This is a genomic window from Sphingomonas sp. (assembly GCF_017304615.1).
Taxonomy (GTDB): Bacteria; Pseudomonadota; Alphaproteobacteria; order Sphingomonadales; family Sphingomonadaceae; genus Sphingomonas.
Genome location: NZ_JAFKLZ010000001.1, coordinates 1,320,087 through 1,341,996, shown reverse-complemented (window position 1 = coordinate 1,341,996; position 21,910 = coordinate 1,320,087). Strand labels below are relative to the sequence as shown.

General features: G+C 64.6%; 28 protein-coding genes and 1 tRNA gene. 25 read left to right on the top strand and 4 right to left on the bottom strand.

The window, feature by feature from the left end; genetic code table 11:
* The first annotated feature begins 32 nt into the window (after nucleotides 1-32).
* Nucleotides 33-109 (top strand) — tRNA-Asp (locus tag J0J06_RS06770).
* Between the two features lie 204 nt (nucleotides 110-313).
* Here J0J06_RS06770 and J0J06_RS06765 read toward each other — a convergent pair.
* The 4 genes from J0J06_RS06765 to J0J06_RS06750 form a co-directional block, all read right to left on the bottom strand.
* Nucleotides 314-556 (bottom strand): DUF2842 domain-containing protein, encoded by a 243-nt coding sequence (locus tag J0J06_RS06765; RefSeq protein WP_294040548.1) that lies wholly within the window; start codon nucleotides 554-556, stop codon nucleotides 314-316.
* Nucleotides 553-1,098 carry a 5-formyltetrahydrofolate cyclo-ligase gene (locus J0J06_RS06760; RefSeq protein WP_294040547.1) on the bottom strand — a complete coding sequence of 182 codons (546 nt, stop codon included), beginning with the start codon at nucleotides 1,096-1,098 and terminating at the stop codon, nucleotides 553-555. Before J0J06_RS06760 ends, J0J06_RS06765 begins: the two co-directional genes overlap by 4 nt.
* Before the next feature lie 273 nt (nucleotides 1,099-1,371).
* On the bottom strand, nucleotides 1,372-1,680 hold the full coding sequence (locus tag J0J06_RS06755; protein ID WP_294040546.1) for a cell division protein ZapA: 309 nt from the start codon (nucleotides 1,678-1,680) through the stop codon (nucleotides 1,372-1,374).
* Nucleotides 1,673-1,846: a hypothetical protein gene (locus J0J06_RS06750; RefSeq protein WP_294040545.1), complete on the bottom strand. Its 174-nt coding sequence runs from the start codon at nucleotides 1,844-1,846 to the stop codon at nucleotides 1,673-1,675. The genes J0J06_RS06755 and J0J06_RS06750 overlap by 8 nt, the downstream gene beginning before the upstream one ends.
* 146 nt (nucleotides 1,847-1,992) lie before the next feature.
* Here J0J06_RS06750 and gap point away from each other — a divergent pair, with 146 nt between their 5' ends.
* From gap to nuoI, 24 genes are all read left to right on the top strand, one after another.
* A complete protein-coding gene (gap, locus tag J0J06_RS06745) occupies nucleotides 1,993-3,003 on the top strand; it encodes a type I glyceraldehyde-3-phosphate dehydrogenase (RefSeq protein WP_294040544.1) in 1,011 nt (336 codons plus the stop codon).
* 1 nt (nucleotide 3,004) lies between these two features.
* On the top strand, nucleotides 3,005-4,201 hold the full coding sequence (locus J0J06_RS06740; protein WP_294040543.1) for a phosphoglycerate kinase: 1,197 nt from the start codon (nucleotides 3,005-3,007) through the stop codon (nucleotides 4,199-4,201).
* A 77-nt stretch (nucleotides 4,202-4,278) separates the two neighbouring features.
* Nucleotides 4,279-5,175 carry a fructose bisphosphate aldolase gene (locus J0J06_RS06735; RefSeq protein WP_294040542.1) on the top strand — a complete coding sequence of 299 codons (897 nt, stop codon included), beginning with the start codon at nucleotides 4,279-4,281 and terminating at the stop codon, nucleotides 5,173-5,175.
* Nucleotides 5,175-5,846, top strand: a complete 672-nt coding sequence (locus J0J06_RS06730) for an O-methyltransferase (protein ID WP_294040541.1) — start codon at nucleotides 5,175-5,177, stop codon at nucleotides 5,844-5,846. Before J0J06_RS06735 ends, J0J06_RS06730 begins: the two co-directional genes overlap by 1 nt.
* A gap of 36 nt (nucleotides 5,847-5,882) precedes the next feature.
* Nucleotides 5,883-6,347 carry a hypothetical protein gene (locus J0J06_RS06725; protein ID WP_294040540.1) on the top strand — a complete coding sequence of 155 codons (465 nt, stop codon included), beginning with the start codon at nucleotides 5,883-5,885 and terminating at the stop codon, nucleotides 6,345-6,347.
* A gap of 337 nt (nucleotides 6,348-6,684) precedes the next feature.
* Nucleotides 6,685-7,386, top strand: a complete 702-nt coding sequence (gene thiE, locus J0J06_RS06720) for a thiamine phosphate synthase (protein WP_294040539.1) — start codon at nucleotides 6,685-6,687, stop codon at nucleotides 7,384-7,386.
* Nucleotides 7,387-7,420: 34 nt separating this feature from the next.
* On the top strand, nucleotides 7,421-7,984 hold the full coding sequence (gene efp, locus J0J06_RS06715; protein WP_294040538.1) for an elongation factor P: 564 nt from the start codon (nucleotides 7,421-7,423) through the stop codon (nucleotides 7,982-7,984).
* A 6-nt stretch (nucleotides 7,985-7,990) separates the two neighbouring features.
* Nucleotides 7,991-8,803 carry an inositol monophosphatase family protein gene (locus tag J0J06_RS06710; protein ID WP_294040537.1) on the top strand — a complete coding sequence of 271 codons (813 nt, stop codon included), beginning with the start codon at nucleotides 7,991-7,993 and terminating at the stop codon, nucleotides 8,801-8,803.
* Between the two features lie 55 nt (nucleotides 8,804-8,858).
* Entirely contained in the window at nucleotides 8,859-10,052 is a 1,194-nt protein-coding gene (locus tag J0J06_RS06705; RefSeq protein WP_294040536.1) for a diguanylate cyclase, read from the top strand.
* Between the two features lie 110 nt (nucleotides 10,053-10,162).
* Nucleotides 10,163-10,537, top strand: coding sequence for an NADH-quinone oxidoreductase subunit A (locus tag J0J06_RS06700; protein ID WP_294040535.1), 375 nt, complete (start codon nucleotides 10,163-10,165; stop codon nucleotides 10,535-10,537).
* Nucleotides 10,534-11,106 (top strand): NADH-quinone oxidoreductase subunit B family protein, encoded by a 573-nt coding sequence (locus tag J0J06_RS06695; protein ID WP_294040534.1) that lies wholly within the window; start codon nucleotides 10,534-10,536, stop codon nucleotides 11,104-11,106. Before J0J06_RS06700 ends, J0J06_RS06695 begins: the two co-directional genes overlap by 4 nt.
* On the top strand, nucleotides 11,103-12,011 hold the full coding sequence (locus J0J06_RS06690; protein ID WP_294040533.1) for an NADH-quinone oxidoreductase subunit C: 909 nt from the start codon (nucleotides 11,103-11,105) through the stop codon (nucleotides 12,009-12,011). The genes J0J06_RS06695 and J0J06_RS06690 overlap by 4 nt, the downstream gene beginning before the upstream one ends.
* Nucleotides 12,004-13,239 carry an NADH-quinone oxidoreductase subunit D gene (locus tag J0J06_RS06685; protein WP_294040532.1) on the top strand — a complete coding sequence of 412 codons (1,236 nt, stop codon included), beginning with the start codon at nucleotides 12,004-12,006 and terminating at the stop codon, nucleotides 13,237-13,239. The genes J0J06_RS06690 and J0J06_RS06685 overlap by 8 nt, the downstream gene beginning before the upstream one ends.
* A 186-nt stretch (nucleotides 13,240-13,425) precedes the next feature.
* Nucleotides 13,426-14,091, top strand: coding sequence for an NAD(P)H-dependent oxidoreductase subunit E (locus J0J06_RS06680; protein WP_146570385.1), 666 nt, complete (start codon nucleotides 13,426-13,428; stop codon nucleotides 14,089-14,091).
* A complete protein-coding gene (locus J0J06_RS06675; RefSeq protein WP_294040531.1) occupies nucleotides 14,091-14,258 on the top strand; it encodes a hypothetical protein in 168 nt (55 codons plus the stop codon). Before J0J06_RS06680 ends, J0J06_RS06675 begins: the two co-directional genes overlap by 1 nt.
* On the top strand, nucleotides 14,258-15,562 hold the full coding sequence (nuoF, locus tag J0J06_RS06670) for an NADH-quinone oxidoreductase subunit NuoF (RefSeq protein ID WP_294040530.1): 1,305 nt from the start codon (nucleotides 14,258-14,260) through the stop codon (nucleotides 15,560-15,562). The genes J0J06_RS06675 and nuoF overlap by 1 nt, the downstream gene beginning before the upstream one ends.
* Nucleotides 15,563-15,783: 221 nt before the next feature.
* A complete protein-coding gene (locus tag J0J06_RS06665; protein WP_294040529.1) occupies nucleotides 15,784-16,245 on the top strand; it encodes a hypothetical protein in 462 nt (153 codons plus the stop codon).
* A gap of 43 nt (nucleotides 16,246-16,288) precedes the next feature.
* Entirely contained in the window at nucleotides 16,289-16,900 is a 612-nt protein-coding gene (locus J0J06_RS06660) for a hypothetical protein (RefSeq protein WP_294040528.1), read from the top strand.
* A gap of 8 nt (nucleotides 16,901-16,908) precedes the next feature.
* On the top strand, nucleotides 16,909-17,625 hold the full coding sequence (locus J0J06_RS06655) for a hypothetical protein (protein WP_294040527.1): 717 nt from the start codon (nucleotides 16,909-16,911) through the stop codon (nucleotides 17,623-17,625).
* Nucleotides 17,626-17,649: 24 nt separating this feature from the next.
* A complete protein-coding gene (nuoG, locus tag J0J06_RS06650) occupies nucleotides 17,650-19,668 on the top strand; it encodes an NADH-quinone oxidoreductase subunit NuoG (protein WP_294040526.1) in 2,019 nt (672 codons plus the stop codon).
* Nucleotides 19,665-19,946: a hypothetical protein gene (locus tag J0J06_RS06645; RefSeq protein ID WP_294040525.1), complete on the top strand. Its 282-nt coding sequence runs from the start codon at nucleotides 19,665-19,667 to the stop codon at nucleotides 19,944-19,946. Before nuoG ends, J0J06_RS06645 begins: the two co-directional genes overlap by 4 nt.
* On the top strand, nucleotides 19,943-20,995 hold the full coding sequence (gene nuoH / locus J0J06_RS06640) for an NADH-quinone oxidoreductase subunit NuoH (protein ID WP_294040524.1): 1,053 nt from the start codon (nucleotides 19,943-19,945) through the stop codon (nucleotides 20,993-20,995). The genes J0J06_RS06645 and nuoH overlap by 4 nt, the downstream gene beginning before the upstream one ends.
* A complete protein-coding gene (locus J0J06_RS06635; RefSeq protein ID WP_294040523.1) occupies nucleotides 20,992-21,411 on the top strand; it encodes a hypothetical protein in 420 nt (139 codons plus the stop codon). The genes nuoH and J0J06_RS06635 overlap by 4 nt, the downstream gene beginning before the upstream one ends.
* The gene (gene nuoI / locus J0J06_RS06630) at nucleotides 21,408-21,893 is read left to right on the top strand and encodes an NADH-quinone oxidoreductase subunit NuoI (RefSeq protein WP_294040522.1); all 486 of its coding nucleotides are present in this window, start codon (nucleotides 21,408-21,410) and stop codon (nucleotides 21,891-21,893) included. The genes J0J06_RS06635 and nuoI overlap by 4 nt, the downstream gene beginning before the upstream one ends.
* The last annotated feature ends 17 nt before the right edge of the window (nucleotides 21,894-21,910 follow it).

Sequence of the window (21,910 nt, the reverse complement as noted above, 5' to 3'; positions counted from 1 at the left end):
CTCGCTTAGTGGCCGCGCCTCACGCTTTCCAAGCGGGTGTAGCTCAGTTGGTTAGAGCGCCGGCCTGTCACGCCGGAGGTCGCGGGTTCGAGCCCCGTCACTCGCGCCATAGCGCAGCGCGCATGGCATTAGCGGAGCTAATTCCAAGACGCGCGAGCTCGGGCGACAGAGGGTAGCTCTGATCGACGACGCGGCTTCGCCGCGGCTTCTTTTCACTCAAAGTTTCGCCATCCCGCGCCGTCAGTCGCGGCAAAGCCGCGCCTTATGGCGTGCTTTCCGCTGGCCGTGCTTGATCGCGTGTGCGCCAGCTACGCTAGCGCCTCTCGCGATCGGCGCGCCACTTCCCCGTCTCCATCCAGCTCAGCATCCGCCGCATCGGCAGCACCCAGAGCCAGACCACGCCTGCTGCCACATAGAACAACAGTTGCGCCGCGGGATGCCACTGCCCGATCCACGGCGCGAGGCTGACGATGCCGACACACCAGATCGCGATCAGCGCGAGGATGATCAGCATCCCGACGGGTTTCTGCCAGCGCGGGCCGGTCGGCGGGGTCATCGCGTGATCCATCCTTGTTCGGTGACGACGGCGTGGAGCGGTTCGTCCCACGGCTCGACGGGCAGTTCTTCGACCTGCTGGATACTCCAGGCGACGCCGATGCGCCATGCTTCGGGGAATCGGGCGAAGGCGCGATCGTAATAGCCCGCACCCTGGCCGAGCCGGTCGAGCTTCGCATCGAATGCCAGCAGGGGCGTCAGGATGATGTCAGGGCGCAGTTCGATTGCGTTGGCGGCGGGCTGGCTGAGGCCGAAAGGCCCGGCTTCGAGCGTGGCCTCCGTATCCCACGATAGGAAGCGCATCGGTTCGCTGCGCACGGTCACGTGGGGAAGGGCGAGGACGCAGCCCGCCTCCACGGCGGCTCGGGCGAGGGGGTAGGGGTCGGCTTCGCTGCCCATGGGGACGTAGGAGGTGACGGTCAGGCCGTGCGAGAGGCGCGCGGTGAAGGCGTCGGGGACCTTGATCGGCGGCGGGTTGCTGGCGACGAAGGCGTCGCGGGTGGCGCGGATGTGGGCGCGGAGGGCAGGTTTGTCGATCTTCATACTGGCGTGCCGCGGCGAAGCCGCGTCGTGGGACGAGGCGTTGCCTCGCCGGCCGCGCTTGCGCGTCTCGTCGGTAGCGCAGCTACCGAACGTGCGTGCGGCGCGGTGGCGGGACCGCCTTGGCCGTTGGCCGGGTTATCCTCTGACGCACGGTACGTCAGGTGGGGACCATGTACGTCGGACCAGGGTCCGGGCAGGGACAGCCCCCTTGGATGATGAATAGCCTCAGGGATAATAAAGGCTCGTACCGGGCAGTGCCCGCCACTCACGAACTTAGGCGCTCGCGACCGGTTTCTCAAGGGCGTCGGCGATCCCCTCGAGCCGGTCGGCGAGCCGGGTGAGGAATGCGGGACTGGGTCCGCCATCGCCAACAGGCTGGTTTTCGGCAGCATCCAGGCTGTCGGCCAGCATCAGCGCGATCAACAGCATCGTGCGTTCGGCGTTGAGTCCGCCCGATGCGCGGTTGGCCGACGCCCAGCGCCGGTCGAGCATGTCGCCGAGCTTGCGCAGCTGCGCTTCCTCGCCGTCGCGGCAAGTCACGTTATGGCGACGGTCGCCGATCGTCAGCGTAACCTCAGCCATTCTTCGCCCCCAGTGCGTCGAGCGCCGCGATCGCTTCGCCCACACGCTCACGCAGGGCGTCGTGGCGCTGCCGCAGGTCGGCGGCCGAACGATCGCGGGATTGCACCGCGCGCTCGATCCGGGCGAGCGCGGCGTCGATGCGATCGGTGGGGGAAGCCTCTGCCATGTGCATCGAAATAGCACGGGTGGGGGCGGCGACAAGATCGATTCGCCCCGCGTAACGGTTGACGCGTCGCGCGACGATGCCCAAAGGCACGCGCGACCGACCGGCCCCGTTCGAGCGCGCCGGCATCTAGACGCAGGAGCGACGACATGGCGGTGAAGGTAGCAATCAACGGGTTCGGGCGGATCGGGCGGCTTGTCGCGCGCGCCATGCTGAAGCAGCAGGACACCGGGCTGGAACTGGTCGCGATCAACGATCTGGGCGACGCCAAGGCCAACGCCTTCCTGTTCCGGCGCGACTCGGTCCACGGCATGTGGGAGGGCGACGTCAGCGCCGAGGGCAACGATCTGGTGATCGACGGCAAGCGCATCCGCGTCACCGCCGAGCGCGATCCGGCGAACCTGCCGCACAAGGAACTGGGCGTCGACCTGGTACTCGAATGTACCGGCTTCTTCACCGATCGCGACGCTTGCCAGAAGCATATCGACGCCGGCGCGAAGAAGGTGCTGATCTCGGCACCTGGCAAGAATGTCGACCTGACCGTCGTCTATGGCGTCAACCACGACAAGCTGACCGCCGACATGACGATCGTGTCGAACGCGTCATGCACGACCAACTGCCTCGCCCCGGTGGCCAAGGTGCTGAACGACACGTTCGGGATCGAACGCGGGCTGATGACCACGGTTCACGCCTACACCAACGACCAGAAGATCCTCGATCAGGTCCATTCGGACATGCGCCGCGCGCGTGCTGCGGGCATGTCGATGATTCCGACCACCACTGGTGCCGCGCGCGCGGTGGGCGAAGTGCTGCCCGAACTGAAGGGCAAGCTCGACGGTTCGGCGATCCGCGTGCCGACCCCCGACGTGTCGCTGATCGACCTGACCTTCACGCCGAAGCGCGACGTGACCAAGGATGAGGTCAACGCCGCGCTGAAGGCGGCGAGCGCGAGCGGCCCCTTAAAGGGCGTGCTGGCCTATACCGACGAGCCGCTCGTCTCGATCGACCTGATGGGCGATCCCGCGTCGTCGACCGTCGACAGCCTGGAAACCGCGGTGATGGACGGCAAGCTGGTCCGCGTGGTCAGCTGGTACGACAACGAATGGGGCTTCTCGAACCGCATGGTCGACACCGCCAAGGCGATGGCCAAGCTGATCTGACATGGCGCGCGCCTTCCGAACGCTCGATGACATGGGCGACATCGCTGGTAAGCGCGTGCTGGTGCGCGAGGACCTGAACGTGCCGATGGCAGATGGCGCGGTGACCGACGACACGCGGCTGCGCGCGGCGGTGCCGACCGTGGCCGAACTGGCCGACAAGGGCGCGAAGGTCATCGTTCTCGCGCATTTCGGGCGGCCCAAGGGCCAGCGTCACCCCGAAATGAGCCTGTCGCTTGTTACCAAACCGTTCGAACAGGTGCTTGGCCGCCCGGTGGGATTCATCGACAGCGACGGCGCGGAAGAGGCGGTCGCGATGCTTAAGGATGGCGACATCGCGGTCCTTGAGAATACTCGCTTTTTCGCAGGTGAAGAGAAGAACGACCCGGAAGTCGTTGCGATGTTTGCCGCACTCGGCGATCTCTACGTCAACGACGCTTTTTCCGCCGCGCACCGCGCACACGCCTCGACCGAAGGGCTCGCCCGCGCGCTCCCCGCATTCGCCGGTCGCCAGATGGAGGCCGAACTCGACGCGCTCGACAAGGCGCTCGGCGCGCCTGAACATCCCGTTGCGGCGGTGGTCGGGGGCGCGAAGGTCTCCTCGAAGCTCGACGTGCTGCGCCATCTGGTCGACAAGGTCGACCATCTCATCATCGGCGGCGGCATGGCCAACACATTCCTCGCCGCGCGCGGGGTCAATGTCGGCAAGAGCCTGTGCGAGCACGATCTGACTGGTACCGCGGACGAAATCTTCGACGCCGCCGACCGCGCCGGCTGCACGATCCATCTGCCGTACGACGTCGTGGTCGCGAAGGAATTCGCCGCCAATCCGCCGAGCGTGCGTACCGTCAACGTCCACGAAGTCGCGCCCGACGAGATGATCCTCGACATCGGCCCCGCCGCGACCGAGGCGCTGGGCGATGTGCTCAAGAATTGCCGGACGCTCGTGTGGAACGGTCCGCTCGGCGCGTTCGAAACGCCGCCGTTCGACGCCGCGACGATGAGCCTCGCCCGCACCGTCGCCGCGCTCACGCGCGAAGGGTCGCTGGTGTCGGTCGCCGGCGGCGGCGACACCGTCGCGGCGGTCAACCAGGCTGGCGTTGCGGGCGACATGACCTTCATTTCGACTGCCGGCGGCGCCTTCCTCGAATGGATGGAGGGCAAGGAATTGCCCGGCGTGAAGGCGCTCTCCGTTAACTGATCCCCGCCATTGCCGACCGTCGCCGCACTGTCTAACAGCGCGGCCACATACGTATGCAGCGTTGATGGGGAGCAGGAATGAACACCGCCGAAATGACCGCCAAGATCGCCGCCGGGCACGGCTTCCTCGCCGCGCTCGACCAGTCGGGCGGATCGACGCCCAAGGCGCTGAAGGGGTACGGCATCGAGGAAGGCGCGTGGTTGGACGACGCCGGGATGTACGCGCTGATCCAGGCGATGCGCGCGCGGATTATCACCTCGCCAGTTTTCACCGGGGACAAGGTGATCGGCGCGATCCTGTTCGAACGCACTATGGACAGCCAGATCGACGGCAGGCCGGCGCCGGCCGTCCTGGCCGATCGCGGCGTCGTGCCGTTCATCAAGATCGACAAGGGGCTGGAGGACGAAGCGAACGGCGTCCAGTTGATGAAGCCGATGCCGGGCCTCGACGATCTCCTCGCGCGCGCCGCGAAGCTCGGCATGTTCGGCACCAAGGAGCGCTCGGTCGTCAACCTCGCCAACCGCGAAGGGATCGCCGCGATCGTCGCGCAGCAGGTCGAGGTCGGCCAGCAGGTCCTGGGCCACGGCCTCGTCCCGATCCTGGAACCGGAAACCAACATCAAGAGCGCCGAGCGCGCGCAGTGCGACGAGATCCTGACCGACGAGCTCAGGAAGGCGCTCGACGCGATGCCGGGCGACGCGAAGGTCATGCTCAAGCTGTCGCTGCCCGCGCATGCCGGCCAGTATGACGCGTTGATCGCGCATCCCCGCGTGCTGAAGGTAGTGGCGCTGTCGGGCGGCTATAATCGTCATGACGCGTGCGTCGAACTGGCGAAGAACAAGGGCATGATCGCGAGCTTCAGCCGCGCCTTGCTCGAGGATCTGCGCTTCCAGATGACCGACGCCGAGTTCGACAAGGCGCTGGGCGAGGCGATCGACGAAATCTACGACGCCTCCGTGAACAAGACCGCCTGATGGTCGAGCGGACCCAGCCCCAGGATGCGAGTTGGGCCGCGGTCGATCATTATATCGAGGGGCGGTTGCTGCCGCAGGACCCCGAACTAGACTTCGCGGTGTCGAGCAGCGCGAAGCGCGGGCTGGACGACATCGCGGTCGCGCCGGTGCAGGGCAAGCTGCTGCACCTGATGGCGCGGATGGCGGGGGCGAAGCGCATCCTGGAGATTGGGACGCTGGGCGGTTATTCGACGATCTGGCTGGGCCGAGCGTTGCCCGAGGACGGCGAATTGATCTCGCTCGAACTGGTCGGGCACAATGCGACGGTCGCGCGGGAGAATCTCGCGGCGGCCGGGCTGGCGGGGCGGGTCAAGGTGATCGACGGCCCCGCGCTCGATACGCTGGCGACGCTGACCGGCCCGTTCGATTTCGTCTTCATCGACGCCGACAAGCAGAACAACGCCGCCTATCTCGACCACGCGATCCGCCTTTCGCGCCCGGGCACGGCGATCGTGGTGGATAACGTGGTACGCGAGGGTGGGGTGCTCGACGCTGACAGCGTGGACGAGCGCATTCAGGGAACGCGGGCGCTGTTCGACGCCGTCGCCGCGCATCCGAGGCTTACCGCGACGGCGGTGCAGACGGTGGGCGTGAAGAAATGGGACGGGTTCTTGCTGGCTGTGGTGGGTTAGGACTGTTTACGACCCAATTGCGGACGTCCGTCCTACATGCAAAATATCTCGGTGGAACAGATAAGCGATGAAACCGCCGATGATCGACTTTACCTGAAGGGGTTGGCGATCAGATATGAGCGCCATTTAGGTCTTTGGATGCCTATTATGTGGCACCTGGCCTTGCGCGGGCATTCCGGCGCCATGATCGAGTTGGCTAATTGGTTTTCGGATGGGAATAGCCGAGAAGCCTTTGGCACATTCGGCGACGCATTTAGTGCGGCGGGTCTATATCGACGTGCTTACCGCAAAGGTGACGCGCGGGCGGCGCAGCATGTCGCCATGAGCTATTTCAACAGGAATGACATGGCGGGCTATCGGCGCTGGCTGAGACGGGCTGCGAGGGCGGGAGATGTCGATGCGAGAAGGCAGCTTCGGGCTTTTGAAACCCGTCTTCCGCATGCAAATGCGAGAAAGATCGGCCGATTGCGGCCCGAACATAAGCGAGATGAGTTCGCGTAGCCCTGACGACCGCTTTCCACCCAATAACAGACGATACTTGCAAAGTAGGATTTCACCTGACAGCCTTGCCGAACTCTTTGATATCGTAACACCCCAGCCAGCGTGCTCCTGCGAGGGCAGGACCCCTGGGAAGCTTCTGCTGCATGGCCCTGGGTTTCCGACGTCGCAGGAACACGAAGACATATCTGAGTGGACTGCTGAAGTTCGATTGCGCGGCATCTTCGACAAATGCCAGAATGGCCCGGAACACCGCGCTAGTGTGACCCAAGTGTGACCTTAGGCCGATTCAACCCCACACCGCATTCGACACTCCGGCGAAAACCGCTACAGGCGTGCGATGGATTTCGACGAAGACCCGCTCGGCCCGCTCGACCCGAATTTCGCGGCGAATTTCGTGCGCGACATGCGGCGGCCGCCGTGCCAGCTCTACCTGATCTCGCCGCTCGACGTGACCGGCGGGTTCGCCGACCGGCTGGCGCGCGCGCTCGATGCCGGGCCGGTCGCGGCGTTCCAGTTTCGCGTGAAGGACATGGATCAGCACGACGCGGCGCGGCTCGCCGAACCCCTCCAGCGGATCTGCGCCGATCGCGAAGTCGGGTTCATCGTCAACGACAGCGTGTCGCTCGCCAAGCGGCTCGGCGCGGACGGCGTGCACTTGGGGCAGGGCGACGGCGATCCGCGCGAAGCCCGCGTCACGCTCGGCCCTGACGTCCAGATCGGGGTTACGTGCCACGACAGCCGCCACCTCGCGATGGAGGCGGGCGATGCCGGCGCGGACTATGTCGCGTTCGGCGCTTTCTACCCGACGACGACGAAGGAAACGACGCATCGGCCCGATCCGGTGATCCTGAGCTGGTGGTCGGCCCTGTTCGAGCTGCCTTGCGTCGCGATCGGTGGGATCACCCCGGCCAACGCCGCGCCTTTGGTTGCTGCGGGGGCGGATTTCCTCGCGGTGTCGAACGCGGTGTGGGGCGACGACGAAGCCGCCGCCGTCCAAGCCTTCGCCGCCGTGCTTGCCGGATCGGGGTCGCCCGGCTAAAGGCCCGCCTTTCCTCATCCACAGGTACATCGTCATGAAGATCAGCGGCGTGGACATCCGTCCCGGCAACATCATAGAATATGAAGGCGGCATCTGGCGCGCGGTCAAGATCCAGCACACCCAGCCGGGCAAGGGCGGCGCCTACATGCAGGTCGAAATGAAGAACCTGCGTGACGGCCGCAAGAACAACGTCCGCTTCCGCTCGGCCGAGACCGTGGAGCGGGTGCGGCTCGACACCAAGGACTTTCAGTTCCTGTTCGCCGAGGGCGATTCCCTGGTGTTCATGGACAAGGAAACCTACGACCAGACCTCGCTTCCCCGCGACCTGCTCGGCGACGCCGCGGCGTTCCTGCAGGACGGTATGGACGTCGTGATGGAACTGTACGACGAGGAGCCGATCTCGGTACAGCTGCCCGACCAGATCGAGGCGACGATCGTCGAGGCTGACGCTGTGGTCAAGGGCCAGACCGCCTCGTCGAGCTACAAGCCCGCCATTCTCGACAATGGCGTGCGCATCATGGTCCCGCCCCACATCGCGAGCGGCACGCGGATTGTTGTCGATGTGTATGAGCAAACCTATGTAAGGCGCGCGGACTAAACAAAAATGCCTAGCCATTCCGGCCTTTTCACCGTCATCGAACGCGCCGCGCGCAAGGCGGCGCCGCGGTTGCGGCGCGACTTCAACGAAGTCCAACACCTCCAGGTCAGCCGCAAGGGCCCGGCCGACTTCGTGTCGATGGCCGACAAGCGCGCCGAACAGACCTTGGTCGAGGAACTTCGCCATGCCCGCCCAGACTGGGCGATCCTGGCGGAGGAGGGCGGCGAGCTGCCCGGCGATCCCAACAAACCGCGCTTCATCGTCGATCCGCTCGACGGCACGTCGAACTTTCTCCACGGTATCCCGCATTTCGCGATCTCGGTCGCGGTCGAGGAGCCGCTGGCGAACGGCAAGCGCGAGATCACCACGGCGCTGGTCTATCAGCCGATGACCGACGAGAGCTTCTGGGCCGAAAAGGGCAAGGGCGCGTGGTTGCAGGATGCGCGGCTGCGGGTGTCGGCGCGCCGGGATCTCGCCGACTCGCTGATCGCGACCGGCATCCCGTTCCTCGGCCATGGCAATTTCGCCGAATGGAGCCGCATCTTCGGCGCGATCGCGCCCGAAGTCGCGGGAATCCGCCGGTTCGGATCGGCGGCGCTCGATCTAGCCTGGGTCGCGGCAGGACGGTTCGACGGCTATTGGGAATCGAACCTGCAGCCGTGGGACGTCGCGGCGGGGATGTTGCTGGTCAAGGAAGCGGGCGGGTTCGTCACCGATTTCCGCGGCGGCGACAAGATGATCGAACGCAGCGAATTCCTTGCCGCAAACGACGCGCTACAATCGCGCCTGCACAAGCTGATCGCGGGCGCGTTGCGCTGATCCGGCGCCCGAACGGATAACTCGCCCTTAACGCTGTCGGGGCTAGGTCCGGAAGATGGCCGATTCCGCGCCCCCGACGATCGACGACGCATTGCTGCGCGCGCGGGTCAACGCGGTCTATGCGCTTGCATTGCCGACGATTGTCATGGACCTGTTCGGGTCGGGCGTGATGGCGGCGTATTTCTGGACGCCGTCGCATGCCGGATGGCTGTTCGCCTGGCTTGCCGCCACGGTCGTGCTGAGCGCGGCGCGCAGCGGCGTCGCCATCGGTTTCCACACCGGCAAATTGGACGAGATGCCGGCGCGATCCGTCGCCCGGCTGCTGACGCTATTTGCGGGTCTGTCGGCGATCCTGTGGAGCGGGGCGGTCGGATGGATGCTCGCGACCGGCACCGACAATCAAGTGATGCTCGTCGTCTGCATCACGCTCGGCGCGCTCAGCATGACGATCGCAAACGTGTCCTATTGGCCGGTCTATGCGATCTTCGCTTTCCCGGTGACGCTGGCCGCGGCGATCGGATTGGCGGTCTCCGAACGACCGGGCCATGTAATCCTCGCCAGCGCGAGCTTGGCGCTGACCGTCGCGATGTTCGGAATCAGCCGCCGTCTGGCCGAACGGGTGGTGCACGCCTTCACCCTGGCTGCTGCCAATCAGGCGCTGGTCGATTCGCTCGGCGAGCGTGGGCGCGAACTGGAACAGGCCTGCGACGCGCTCGAACGAGTCAGCCGCACCGATCCGCTGACCGGGCTGGCCAATCGCCGGTCGCGCGACATGAGGCTGGCCGACGAATGGGCGCGCGCGTTGCGCAACAGCGGGCCGCTCGCGGTGGTCGCGATCGACGTCGATCGGTTCAAGCATTTCAACGACACGCACGGCCATGACGAGGGCGACCGCGCGTTGCAGGCGGTGGCGGCGATGCTCGAAGCCGGTATCCGCGCGCCGATCGATCTCGCCGCGCGCCAGGGGGGCGAGGAGTTCATGCTGATCCTGCCCGGCGTCGATCTGGCGGGCGCCGCCTCGATCGCCGAACGCGTGCGCGTCATGGTCGCCAAGTGCAGCACCGATCCCGCTTATGCGCTTCCCGAAAAGATAACGATCAGTCTGGGCGTCGCCGCGATGGAACCTGCGCCGGGCCGGTCTATGCACGAACTGACCATCGCCGCCGATGCCGCTTTGTATCAAGCAAAGCTGGCGGGGCGGAATCGATACGAAGTCGGCGCGATCGCACCCTTCGCCAGCGCAGCGTAGGTCCGTCAACTCGCGTTAATTGCGAGTCATTCTCACGCCTCTCGCCCTTGCCGGAATGGGGGTGCCGTCCTAGAGACGCGCCAACGCTTCGCACCTGCGAGAGAAAGCTTTTGGTCGACCTGTCGCAATATCTGCCGATCCTCCTGTTCCTGGGGGTCGCGCTCGCCCTGAGTTCCGCCTTCGTGTTCCTGCCGATGATTGTCGCGCGGCTCACCGGCGCGCACCAGCCGAACCCGGAAAAGCTCAGCGAATATGAATGCGGCTTTCCCGCGTTCGAGGACCCGCGTAGCCAGTTCGACGTGCGGTTCTATCTCGTCGCGATCCTGTTCATCATCTTCGACCTCGAAGCGGCGTTTATCTATCCCTGGGCGGTTAGCGTGTTCGACCTCGGCTGGGTGGCGTGGGGGTCGATGATGATCTTCATCGCCGAACTGGCGCTTGGCCTTGTCTATGCGTGGAAGAAGGGAGCGTTGGATTGGGAATGAGCAATCTCGTGACCCCGCATTCCGGCCCCGTCGAGCTGCGCCACGATCCCAGCGGGTCGTCGATCCTGCCGCCCGACCAGTCGTTCTTCGACGGCCTCAACGGTGAGCTGACCGACAAGGGCTTCCTCGTCACTTCGACCGAGGAGTTGTTCCAGTGGGCGCGGACCGGCTCGCTCTGGTGGATGACGTTCGGCCTCGCGTGTTGCGCGGTCGAGATGATCCACGTCAACATGCCGCGCTACGACCTCGAACGCTTCGGCGCGGCGCCGCGCGCCAGCCCGCGCCAGTCGGACGTGATGATCGTCGCGGGAACGCTCTGCAACAAGATGGCCCCGGCTTTGCGCAAGGTCTACGACCAGATGTCGGAGCCGAAGTACGTCATCTCGATGGGCAGCTGCGCCAATGGCGGCGGCTATTACCATTACAGCTACAGCGTCGTGCGCGGGTGCGACCGGATCGTGCCGGTGGACATCTACGTGCCCGGCTGCCCGCCGACCGCCGAGGCGTTGCTGTACGGCATCATGCAGCTGCAGCGGAAGATCCGCCGGTCGGGGACGATCGAGCGGTGAAGTCGTCAGCGCCTGCCTATGCGCCCAATGACGGCGTGATCGACGTCGCGGAGAAGACGCTCGGCACGAAGGTCCTGTCCAGCCTGGAAGCGGCGTACGAGGTGTCGTTCACCGTCGCTCGTGAGAGCCTGGTCGAAACGATGCTCCTGCTGCGCGATACGCCCGGGCTCGAATATCAACAGCTGATGGAGATCGCCGGGGTCGACTACCCGGAGCGGCCCGACCGCTTCGAGGTGGTCTATTGCCTGCTGTCGCTGACGCGCAACCACCGCATCCGCGTCCATGTCCAGACCGACGAGATCAAGCCGGTGCCGTCGGTGACGGGCATCTGGCCGGTCGCCGGCTGGCTCGAGCGCGAAGTCTACGACATGTACGGCGTGCTGTTCGAGGGCAACCCCGACCTCCGCCGCATCCTGACTGATTACGGCTTTGTCGGGCATCCGCAGCGCAAGGACTTCCCGCTGACCGGCTATGTCGAGCTGCGCTACTCGGAAGAGACCAAGCGCGTTGCGTACGAGCCGGTGAAACTGGCGCAGGATTTCCGCACGTTCGACTTCATGTCGCCGTGGGAAGGCGCCGATTATATCCTGCCGGGTGACGAGAAGGCGCCTGCCGCAGGTGCGCCGGTCCCGCCACCGCCGCCTGCGCCGCCACCGCCGACGCCCAAGGTGACCGAAACACCCGCGCAGACCGGGGCCGGGAAGCCCGAACCCGACGCGAAGCCCAAGCCCGCGCGCAAGCCACCGGTAAAGAAGGCCGATGTCGCTGCCGCTCCCGAGGCTGCCAGGGCCCCGGCCACCCGCAAGGTCGCCGCCAAGCCGCGCGTGAAGCCGGACGCCGCGACCGCCACCGAGCCGGCCAAGCCCGCCCGCGCCCGTAAGAAGCCGGAGCCGAAGAATGGCTGATTATATCGACAAGCAGCTCGACCGGACCGACGCCGAGGATCCGACGGTCGGCGACGTGCAGATCCAGAACTATACGATAAATTTCGGGCCGCAGCATCCGGCCGCGCATGGCGTGCTCCGCCTCGTGATGGAACTCGACGGCGAGATCGTCGAGCGCGTCGATCCCCACGTCGGGCTGCTCCATCGCGGCACCGAGAAGCTGATCGAGTACAAGACCTACGCGCAGGCGCTGCCGTATTTCGATCGCCTCGATTACTGCTCGCCGCTGTGCATGGAGCACAGCTTCGTGCTCGCGGTCGAGAAACTGCTCGACCTGGAAGTGCCGATCCGCGCGCAATATCTGCGCACGTTCTTTGCCGAGCTGACGCGCATTTCGAACCACATGCTCAACCTCGGGTCGCACGTCATGGACGTCGGCGCGATGACGCCGAACCTGTGGATGTTCGAGCTGCGCGAGGATTGCCTCAACTTCTTCGAGCGCGCGTCGGGCGCGCGGATGCACTCCAACTATTTCCGCCCCGGCGGCGTGCACCAGGACGTGCCGCTCAAGCTGCTGACCGATATCGCCGACTGGCTCGACACGCGCGTGCCGCGATTGTTCGAGGACGCGATCAGCCTTGTCGCCGACAATCGCATCTTCAAGCAGCGCAACGTCGACATCGCCGTGGTCAGCCGCGAGGACGCGGTGCGCTGGGGCTTCTCCGGCCCGATGATCCGCGGCTCGGGCATCCCCTGGGACCTGCGCAAGTCGCAACCCTATGACGCCTATGCGAAGATGGACTTCGACGTGCCGGTCGGCACGCGCGGCGATTGCTATGACCGGTTCATGGTCCGCGTCGAGGAAGTCCGCCAGTCGGTCCGCATCATGAAGCAATGCCTGTCGGAACTGCCCGACGGCCCGATTGCGAGCGACGACCGCAAGGTCGTGCCGCCCAAGCGCGCCGAAATGAAGCAGTCGATGGAAGCGCTGATCCATCACTTCAAGCTCTATACCGAGGGCTATCACGTCCCCGCGGGCGACGTGTACGTAGCGACCGAAAGCCCCAAGGGCGAGTTCGGCGTCTATCTGGTCGCCGACGGCAGCAACAAGCCGTACCGCTGCAAGATCCGCCCGACCGCGTTCAGCCACCTTCAGGCGATGGACTTCATGTCGAAGGGCCACATGCTCGCCGACACGACCGCGATCCTGGGCGCGCTCGACATCGTGTTCGGGGAGTGCGATCGGTGAGGGTCTTGTTCGCAGCCCGGATTATGCTGGGCCTGTCCATTCTGGTATATTGTGCCGCATTGCTGTCAGGCGGGTCGGACCTCGCATTCGCGGTCGCGTTGCTATCGATGCCTGCGATGATTTTCAGCGCAATTGTCTGCCTGATCGCTCAGGCTGTTCTGTTCTTCCGTAATCGGCAAGTTTCTCATGGCTGAAGCCCCCCAAATCCCCGACGAAGCCGAGGTCCGCGCGCGCTGGGGCGATTTTGCGTGGACCGACGCGAACGCCGCCAAGGCGAAGGAAGTGATCGGCCGCTATCCGCCGGGGCGCGAGCAATCGGCGTCGATCCCGCTGCTCGATCTCGCCCAGCGCCAGGTCGGGGCGGAGACCAACACACAAGGTTGGCTGCCGGTGCCGGTGATCGAGTTCGTCGCGCGCGCGATCGGCGTGCCGTACATGCGCGTCTACGAGGTTGCGACCTTCTACACGATGTTCAACATGGCGCCGGTCGGCCGTTATCACGTCCAGGTGTGCGGCACGACGCCATGCATGCTGGCCGGCAGCGACGACGTGCTGGCGGCGTGCAAGAACCATGGGCTGGTGAAGGGGCGGACGACGCCCGATGGCTTGTTCACGCTGACCGAGGTCGAGTGCCTGGGCGTGTGCGCCAACGCGCCGATGGTCCAGATCAACGACGATAATTACGAGGACCTCGACTACGACCGCACGATCGCGGTGCTCGAGGCGCTGGCGCGGGGCGAGACGCCGGCGGCGGGATCGACGATCGGCCGCCGCGCGAGCTGCCCCGAGGGTGGGCCGACGAGCCTCAAGGAAATGGCGACCGAGAACCACGATTACCGGGGGCAATGGTGATGCGCGGGATGAATCCGATCCTCGGCCTGTTCGCGATCATCGGCGCATTGGTGATTCTGTGCATCGTGCTCAAGGTAGCGTTTGCGCTGATCGGGCTGATCGTGACGGTCGGGATCGTGCTGGTGCTGTTCTACTTCGTGCGTGGCGCGATGGGGGGGCGTCGCTGATGCTCGCCGACAAGGATCGCATCTTCACTAACGTGTACGGCTTTCAGCCCTGGGGGCTGCAGGCGGCCAAGGCGCGTGGCGATTGGGACAATACCAAGAAACTGCTGGAAATCGGCGCGGACACGATCATCGACCGGATCAAGGCGTCGGGCCTGCGCGGGCGGGGCGGGGCGGGGTTCCCAACCGGCACGAAATGGGGCTTCATGCCCAAGGAGCCGCGGCCCGATCGGCCCAATTTCCTGGTCATCAACGCCGACGAATCCGAGCCGGGCAGTTGCAAGGACCGCGAGATCATCCGCCACGATCCGCACAAGCTGATCGAGGGCGCGCTGGTCGCCGGGTTCGCGATGCGCGCGCGCGCCGCCTACATCTACATTCGCGGCGAATATATCCGCGAGGCGGAGACACTCTTCGCCGCGATCGCCGAGGCGTATGATGCTGGCCTCATCGGCAAGAACGCCTGCGGGTCGGGCTATGACTTCGACGTGTTCTGCCATCGTGGGGCCGGGGCCTACATCTGCGGTGAAGAAACCGCGATGCTCGAGAGTCTCGAGGGCAAGAAGGGCCAGCCGCGGCTCAAGCCGCCCTTCCCGGCGGGCGCGGGGCTCTACGGCTGTCCGACCACGGTCAATAACGTCGAATCGATCGCCGTCGCGCCGACCATTCTGCGGCGCGGACCCGAGTGGTTCGCGAGCTTCGGCGCGGAGAACAACAGGGGCACCAAGCTCTTCCAGATCAGCGGGCACGTGAACAAGCCGTGCGTGGTCGAGGAAGCCATGTCGATCCCGTTCCGCCAGCTGATCGAGGAACATTGCGGCGGCATTCGCGGCGGGTGGGACAATCTGCTCGCGGTGATCCCGGGCGGATCGTCGGTGCCTTTGGTCCCGGCGGCGCAGATCATGGATTGCCCGATGGACTTCGACGGGCTGAAGGCGCTCGGCTCGGGGCTCGGCACCGCGGCGGTCATCGTCATGGACAAGTCGACCGACATCGTCCGCGCGATCAGCCGCATCAGCTATTTCTACAAGCACGAAAGCTGCGGCCAATGCACGCCGTGCCGCGAGGGCACCGGCTGGATGTGGCGCGTGATGGAACGGCTGCGCACCGGCGACGCCGACGTGTCCGAGATCGACACGTTGTTCAACGTGACCAAGCAGGTCGAAGGCCACACGATCTGCGCGCTGGGCGACGCCGCCGCGTGGCCGATCCAGGGCCTGATCCGCCACTTCCGCCCCGAAATCGAGCGACGGATTGCGGAGCGTGCCGTTAGCGGCCTCACGCCCATGCAGGAAGCGGCGGAGTGACGTCCGTCGCTCGTACTTTTCTGGCTGTTGCGGCCGTTGCAGTCTCGCCGATGGCGACTGCGCAAATCACGCCGTCGATGACTGGCCCGGCCAAGCCAGCGGCGATCATCGACGAAGGTGAATATTCGGGAGCCAAGGCTCGCCTGGTGATGGAGGGGTTTGCGCGCTGCGTCGTAGCGCGGCATCGGACAGCGGTCATGCGCGCAATCGCCTTTCCGCCTATGTCGCTCGACGAGAACAAGGCGCTGGGCAAGCTGGTGGATGACAAGTGCCTGCTTAACGGAACGATGAATTTCTCGCCGGTCCATTTCCGTGGGGGCTTGTATACCGCGCTGTATCGCGAGCGGTTCGGGGCCGGGATGGGGACGCTGAAGGCCGACGCGGTCGATTTCGCCTTCGGCGTGACGCTATCGCCCGGCTCGGCGATGGCGTCGGGAGTCGCGTTGCGAAAGTTTCTTGACTGTGCCGTGCGCCGGCAGCCCGCTGCCGCTCATCAAGTCGTGACGGGCAAGGCAGGGTCTGCGATGGAGAATGCCGGATTTTCAGCGTTAATGGCTGGCCTGTCCGCGTGCGTCGATAAAAACGCGCGGCTTCGGTTCACCCGGACGGAACTCGAAGGGCTGATTGCCGAGGTGCTGTATCTCGACACGATTGCGCCGGAGCTTCCGGGGATAGAAAAATGAGTGTTGTGAGACTGGTCAATCGGCTTGGTGGGAGGGCAGCGAAATGAACGGCAAGGTCTTCATCTCGATCGGTGTCGCAATGCTTGTTGCCGTACAGGTCAACGCGGCGACGCGGCCCGATACGCCGTCCGAGATTGCCGCCTGTATGGTCGATAATGACGCGACCGACGTGCGCAAGCTGCTCGATACCATGCCGGGTTCACCGTCTGAGGCCGTCGCGGCAAAGCCGATTTTGGAATATTACGGCGGCTGTAACGACAACAAGGCAGTCAGCGGGGCGCTGGCTTGGCGCGATCGCGCGGAAATCGCCAATGCTGCGCTGATTAAGCGGATGGGTAAAAAATCTTTCGATATTGCTGCCGCGTCCCAACCTGGCTGGGCGCTTGAGATCGGCGCTGGCAAGACTCCGGGCACCGATTATGATGCTGCCGCTGCCGGCACTCGCATGTTCGGCGATTGTATCGTCCGCGCGGCGCTCCAGGCGGCAGTCGATTTGGCGCGCTCGGCACCCGGCGGTGTTGCCGAAAAGACCGCGATCGACCGATTGTCAATCGTGCTGGCACCCTGCGTGCCGGCTGGTCAGAACATGAAGGTCAAGCGTGCCGACCTCCGGCTGCTCGTCGCTGAGCCGCTCTATCATTTGATGGCGAAGTAGGCGCGACGATGGGCCGGGCGGCAACTCTTCTGGCGGGGACGCTGGCTGTGTCGTGCTTTGGTGCGATGTCGGCGCGTGCGCAGCTGAAGCCCGAAATGCAGACGGGATCAATGATCCCGTCCAAGCCAAAGCCGGTCGATGCCAAGGGCACGGGTGTTGTCCGTAAGGGCTTTGCGCGGTGCGTCTATCGTGGCTCGACGGCCAAGGTAACGACCCTGCTAGAGCATAGTGACGCGGTGACGGTCGATACGGTGGGAGCGGGAATCAAGAATATCGGTGACGACCTCGGTCTCGATAAATGCCTGGGCAACCAGGCCCGAATGGACGTGACCGCGCTCGAATACCGCTTGCAGCCTGCCTTCCTGCGCGATCTGCTGGCTGAAGAAGCGTATCTTGCGCGCAATCGCACCGCTCCCGCGGTGCCTAGCGAATCCGCCACACCGCTAGCCGTCAGTTTCGTGTCAAAAGGCGATCAGCTGGCGCTAGCTCAGTCGATGACGACGTTCGCCGATTGTGCGGTGCGCAAGGATGTTGTGCATGCTGACGCGCTGTTGCGTACGATGCCGGCAAGTGACAACGAACTCGTCGCGGCGCGGGCGATGGGCCCGGCGCTGGGCGCATGCCTGACGCAGGGGCAAAACGTGAAAATGTCGCCGAAGAGTATCCGTGCCTTCGTCGCCTTCGCGATGTGGAACCGTTTCGGCCGGGGAGCGCCGGCGAAATGACCAATTCAATTTCGGGGCGCTTGCATGCCTAAACTCAAAGTAGACGGGATCGAAGTCGATGTCCCCGCCGGTGCCACGGTGCTCCAGGCGTGCGAGGCGGCGGGCAAGGAGATTCCGCGCTTCTGCTATCACGAACGCCTGTCGATCGCCGGCAATTGCCGGATGTGTCTCGTCGAGGTGAAGCCCGGGCCGCCGAAGCCGCAGGCGTCGTGCGCGCTGCCGGCCGCCGACAACCAGGAAATCTTTACCAACACGCCGATGGTCAAGAATGCGCGCGAAGGCGTGATGGAATTCCTGCTGATCAACCATCCGCTCGATTGCCCGATCTGCGACCAGGGCGGCGAGTGTGACTTGCAGGACCAGTCGGTAGCGTACGGTCGCGGCAACTCGCGCTACACCGAGAACAAGCGCGCGGTGACCGAGAAGTACATGGGTCCGATCGTCAAGACGGTCATGACCCGCTGCATCCAGTGCACGCGGTGCATCCGCTTCGCCGAGGAAGTCGCGGGGGTCGAGGAAATCGGTGCTATCTATCGCGGCGAGGACATGCAGATCACGTCCTACCTCGAAAGCGCGGTGACCAGCGAATTGTCGGGCAATGTGGTCGATCTGTGTCCGGTCGGCGCTTTGACGTCGAAGCCGTACGCGTTCGAGGCGCGGCCGTGGGAGCTCAAGAAGACGCTGTCGATCGACGTGATGGACGCGGTCGGCACCAACATCCGGCTCGACAGCCGCGGGCGCCAGGTGCTGCGTGCGCTGCCCCGCGTCAATGACGACGTCAACGAGGAGTGGGCGAGCGACAAGACCCGCCACGCGGTCGACGGCCTGGTGCGGCGTCGGCTCGACCGGCCGTATATCCGCAAGAACGGCAAGCTGGTCGCGGCCAGCTGGGGCGAGGCCTTTGCAGCGATTGCTGCGGTGAAGGCTGGCAAGAGCGTCGCGGCGGTGCACGGCGACCTGGTCGATTGCGAGACGATCTTTGCCGCCAAGGCACTGGTGACGGCGATGGGCGGCTCGCTGCTCGAAGGCCGCCAGACCGGCATGGATTACGACGTGACCAGCCTGGCCGCGGTCAATTTCAACAGCACGATCGCGGGCGCCGAACTGGCCGACGCGATCCTGATCGTCGGGTCCAACGTGCGCTGGGAAGCGCCGTTGGTGAACACGCGGATCAGAAAGGCTGTGAAGAAGGGCGCGAAAATCTTTGCGATCGGGCCCGAAATCGACCTGACCTACAAGACCGAATGGCTCGGGAACGATCTGTCGCTGCTCGGCAAATTGCCGAAGGCCGCGGCGGAGGCGTTCGCGAATGCCAAGCGTCCGATGCTGATCGTCGGCGGCGCGGCGATGAAGGGCGGCCACGGTGCGGCGCTGGCGCTCGCCAAATCGCTGAACCTCCTTCGCACGCTCGAAGATGGCACGGCGTGGAACGGCTTCAACGTGCTGCATTTCTCGGCGGCGCGGAACGGCGGGCTGATGCTCGGCTTCGCGCAGAAGGGCGGGATCGCCGATATCTACGCCGCGGAACCGAAACTGGTGTTCCTGATGGGCGCCGACGAGGTCGATTTCACGAAGCTGGCCAAGAGCTTCAAAGTCTATGTCGGCCATCACGGCGACAAGGGCGCGGCGGCGGCCGACGTCGTGCTGCCGGGCGCGAGCTATGCCGAGAAATCGGGCACTTACGTCAACCTCGAGGGCCGGGTGCAGCGCGGCGAGCGCGCGGTGTTCCCGCCGGGCGATGCGCGCGAGGACTGGACGATCCTGCGCGCGCTCAGCGAGACGCTGAAGGTGACCTTGCCGTTCGACAGCCTGGAGGAACTCCGCGCGCAGATGGCGCTCGACGCGCCGATGCTGGGCGAACTCGGCCTCAAGCGATTCGACTGGGCCCCACCCAAGCTCGACACGAAGGCGCAAGGGACGATTACCGGCTATCCGATTCAGGATTTCTACCTGACCAACGCGATCTGCCGCGCCAGCCCGACGATGCAGCAATGCTCGGCGGAGTTGATCCACGGCCAGGTGCTGGCGGAGGCGGCGGAATGACGGCGTTTTACACTTGGGCGATGCGCAGCGCAGCGTCGATCCTGTTCACTTTGGCGATCGTGCTTCCAATTGTGTCGGTCATCATCGCCTATTCGACCTACGCGGGACCTAATGGGTCCGAATATTCAGCGTATGCCCCGGGGGGCGTTCCTTCCAACCTGCTTTCGCTGATCGGTGCGCTCGTGAACGGACTCAGTACTGCGGTCTGGCCGTTTTTCGGTGCCGCCCTGTTGTGGCGCTGTGATCGATATGTTCAGTCCAAGGCTGTGACGGAATGACCTCCTGGTTCACCTATCTCGGCCTCGAATACGGCTGGGCGTGGTTCATCGCCACGATCATCGACATCCTCGTCATCGCCCTCCCGCTGATGCTGGCGGTCGCGATGATCATCTATGCCGACCGCAAGATCTGGGCGGCGATGGCGCTCAGGCGCGGTCCGAACGTGGTCGGGCCGCTCGGCCTGCTCCAGTCGTTCGCGGACGGGCTCAAGGTCTTCCTGCAGGAAACGATCATCCCGTCGGCCGCGAACAAGGGCCTGTTCCTGATCGCGCCGATCATCACCTTCACAGTCGCGCTGATCGTGTGGGCGGTGGTGCCGTTCCAGGCGGGCGTGGTGCTGGCGAACATCAACGTCGGCCTGCTCTACGTCCTCGCGGCGTCGAGCCTCGGCGTTTACGGCATCATCATCGCCGGCTGGGCGTCGAACTCGAAATATCCGTTCTACTCGGCGCTGCGCGCGGCGGCGCAGATGGTGAGCTACGAAGTGTCGATCGGCTTCGTCCTGATCTCGGTCGTGCTGTGGGCGGGCAGTTTCAATCTGTCGACCATCGTCGAGGCGCAGCGCGGCTACGCCTGGGGCTGGGTCAACGGCAATTTCATCAACCCGCTGCTGTTCCCGATGGCGGTGGTGTTCTTCATCTCGTCGCTGGCGGAGACGCAACGCGCCCCGTTCGACCTGACCGAAGCGGAAAGCGAGCTCGTCGCGGGCTACCAAACCGAATATTCGTCGATGAGCTTCGCGCTCTACTGGCTCGGCGAATATGCCAACGTCATCCTGATGTGCGCGCTCAACGCGGTGCTGTTCTGGGGCGGCTATCTGCCACCGCTCAATGTTGGATGGATGTATGCGGTGCCGGGGATCATCTGGCTGTTCGCCAAGATCCTGGTGTTCTTCTTCCTGTTCAGCTGGGTGAAGGCGACCGTCCCGCGCTATCGCTACGACCAGCTGATGCGGCTGGGGTGGAAAATCTTCCTGCCGCTGTCGCTGATCTTCGTGTTTGTCGTGTCCGGCTACCTGATGTGGGTGCGGGTCGGGGTAGGATCGTGAGCGTGATAGCTGCGATCGTCATGTTAGCTGGCGCGCAAAATATCGCCATGCGAGCAGTCGAAACTACCAAGTTTCGCGTGCCGCTGCGCACATTTTTCTGCGAGACAGCAGAGGGTAGTGGGGACTTTTACATCGTCGAATTTGAGTATTGGGAAGGCAAGAATCTGTTCAATGTCGATTTGACAAAAAACGCAAAAACTGACCCGGCAATCGCCTTCCAGAGCACCATCGAACAAATGGGCGATGCACCTAACGACGGCGGCGTTATATTTGCGTTGCGTCCTAAGGGGCATGACGCGGAAATGCGTGTCACTCTCGATCCCCAAGGTAGGGCAAAAGCGCAACTAAAGCTCAATAGCGGTGCGATCGATCGACCGTGTTCGCAGGTTCCTAACATGCGGAATGAAGACTCATGACCCCCGCCCAGATCATCAAGTCGTTCACGCTGTGGGAGTTCATCAAGGCCCACTGGCTGACCTTGCGCTATTTCTTCAAGCCCAAGGCGACGATCAACTATCCGTTCGAAAAAAACCCGATCTCGCCCCGCTTCCGCGGCGAGCATGCGCTGCGCCGCTATCCCAATGGCGAAGAGCGCTGCATCGCGTGCAAATTGTGCGAGGCGGTGTGCCCGGCGCTCGCGATCACGATCGAGGCCGAGCCGCGCGACGACGGCAGCCGCCGCACGACGCGCTACGACATCGACATGACCAAGTGCATCTATTGCGGGCTGTGCCAGGAAGCATGCCCGGTCGATGCCATCGTCGAGGGGCCGAACTTCGAATTCGCCACCGAAACGCGCGAGGAGTTGATCTACGACAAGGCGAAACTGCTCGACAACGGCGACCGCTGGGAACGTGCGATCGCCGCGAACCTTGCCGCCGATGCACCCTACCGTTAAGCGCCCAGCAACTTTCC

What these genes read in the sequence shown, in the direction of transcription:
- J0J06_RS06680 (WP_146570385.1), top strand. Translation starts at nt 13,426, where the DNA reads ATGGCTGAAGCCCCCCAAATCCCCGACGAAGCCGAGGTCCGCGCGCGC.
- J0J06_RS06760 (WP_294040547.1), bottom strand. Translation starts at nt 1,098, where the DNA reads ATGAAGATCGACAAACCTGCCCTCCGCGCCCACATCCGCGCCACCCGC.
- efp (WP_294040538.1), top strand. Translation starts at nt 7,421, where the DNA reads ATGAAGATCAGCGGCGTGGACATCCGTCCCGGCAACATCATAGAATAT.
- J0J06_RS06710 (WP_294040537.1), top strand. Translation starts at nt 7,991, where the DNA reads ATGCCTAGCCATTCCGGCCTTTTCACCGTCATCGAACGCGCCGCGCGC.
- J0J06_RS06725 (WP_294040540.1), top strand. Translation starts at nt 5,883, where the DNA reads ATGCAAAATATCTCGGTGGAACAGATAAGCGATGAAACCGCCGATGAT.
- J0J06_RS06750 (WP_294040545.1), bottom strand. Translation starts at nt 1,846, where the DNA reads ATGGCAGAGGCTTCCCCCACCGATCGCATCGACGCCGCGCTCGCCCGG.
- J0J06_RS06735 (WP_294040542.1), top strand. Translation starts at nt 4,279, where the DNA reads ATGAACACCGCCGAAATGACCGCCAAGATCGCCGCCGGGCACGGCTTC.
- J0J06_RS06705 (WP_294040536.1), top strand. Translation starts at nt 8,859, where the DNA reads ATGGCCGATTCCGCGCCCCCGACGATCGACGACGCATTGCTGCGCGCG.
- nuoI (WP_294040522.1), top strand. Translation starts at nt 21,408, where the DNA reads ATGACCCCCGCCCAGATCATCAAGTCGTTCACGCTGTGGGAGTTCATC.
- nuoG (WP_294040526.1), top strand. Translation starts at nt 17,650, where the DNA reads ATGCCTAAACTCAAAGTAGACGGGATCGAAGTCGATGTCCCCGCCGGT.
- J0J06_RS06685 (WP_294040532.1), top strand. Translation starts at nt 12,004, where the DNA reads ATGGCTGATTATATCGACAAGCAGCTCGACCGGACCGACGCCGAGGAT.
- J0J06_RS06675 (WP_294040531.1), top strand. Translation starts at nt 14,091, where the DNA reads ATGCGCGGGATGAATCCGATCCTCGGCCTGTTCGCGATCATCGGCGCA.
- J0J06_RS06645 (WP_294040525.1), top strand. Translation starts at nt 19,665, where the DNA reads ATGACGGCGTTTTACACTTGGGCGATGCGCAGCGCAGCGTCGATCCTG.
- J0J06_RS06660 (WP_294040528.1), top strand. Translation starts at nt 16,289, where the DNA reads ATGAACGGCAAGGTCTTCATCTCGATCGGTGTCGCAATGCTTGTTGCC.
- J0J06_RS06740 (WP_294040543.1), top strand. Translation starts at nt 3,005, where the DNA reads ATGGCGCGCGCCTTCCGAACGCTCGATGACATGGGCGACATCGCTGGT.
- gap (WP_294040544.1), top strand. Translation starts at nt 1,993, where the DNA reads ATGGCGGTGAAGGTAGCAATCAACGGGTTCGGGCGGATCGGGCGGCTT.
- J0J06_RS06655 (WP_294040527.1), top strand. Translation starts at nt 16,909, where the DNA reads ATGGGCCGGGCGGCAACTCTTCTGGCGGGGACGCTGGCTGTGTCGTGC.
- J0J06_RS06765 (WP_294040548.1), bottom strand. Translation starts at nt 556, where the DNA reads ATGACCCCGCCGACCGGCCCGCGCTGGCAGAAACCCGTCGGGATGCTG.
- J0J06_RS06695 (WP_294040534.1), top strand. Translation starts at nt 10,534, where the DNA reads ATGAGCAATCTCGTGACCCCGCATTCCGGCCCCGTCGAGCTGCGCCAC.
- nuoF (WP_294040530.1), top strand. Translation starts at nt 14,258, where the DNA reads ATGCTCGCCGACAAGGATCGCATCTTCACTAACGTGTACGGCTTTCAG.
- nuoH (WP_294040524.1), top strand. Translation starts at nt 19,943, where the DNA reads ATGACCTCCTGGTTCACCTATCTCGGCCTCGAATACGGCTGGGCGTGG.
- thiE (WP_294040539.1), top strand. Translation starts at nt 6,685, where the DNA reads ATGGATTTCGACGAAGACCCGCTCGGCCCGCTCGACCCGAATTTCGCG.
- J0J06_RS06665 (WP_294040529.1), top strand. Translation starts at nt 15,784, where the DNA reads ATGTCGCTCGACGAGAACAAGGCGCTGGGCAAGCTGGTGGATGACAAG.
- J0J06_RS06730 (WP_294040541.1), top strand. Translation starts at nt 5,175, where the DNA reads ATGGTCGAGCGGACCCAGCCCCAGGATGCGAGTTGGGCCGCGGTCGAT.
- J0J06_RS06755 (WP_294040546.1), bottom strand. Translation starts at nt 1,680, where the DNA reads ATGGCTGAGGTTACGCTGACGATCGGCGACCGTCGCCATAACGTGACT.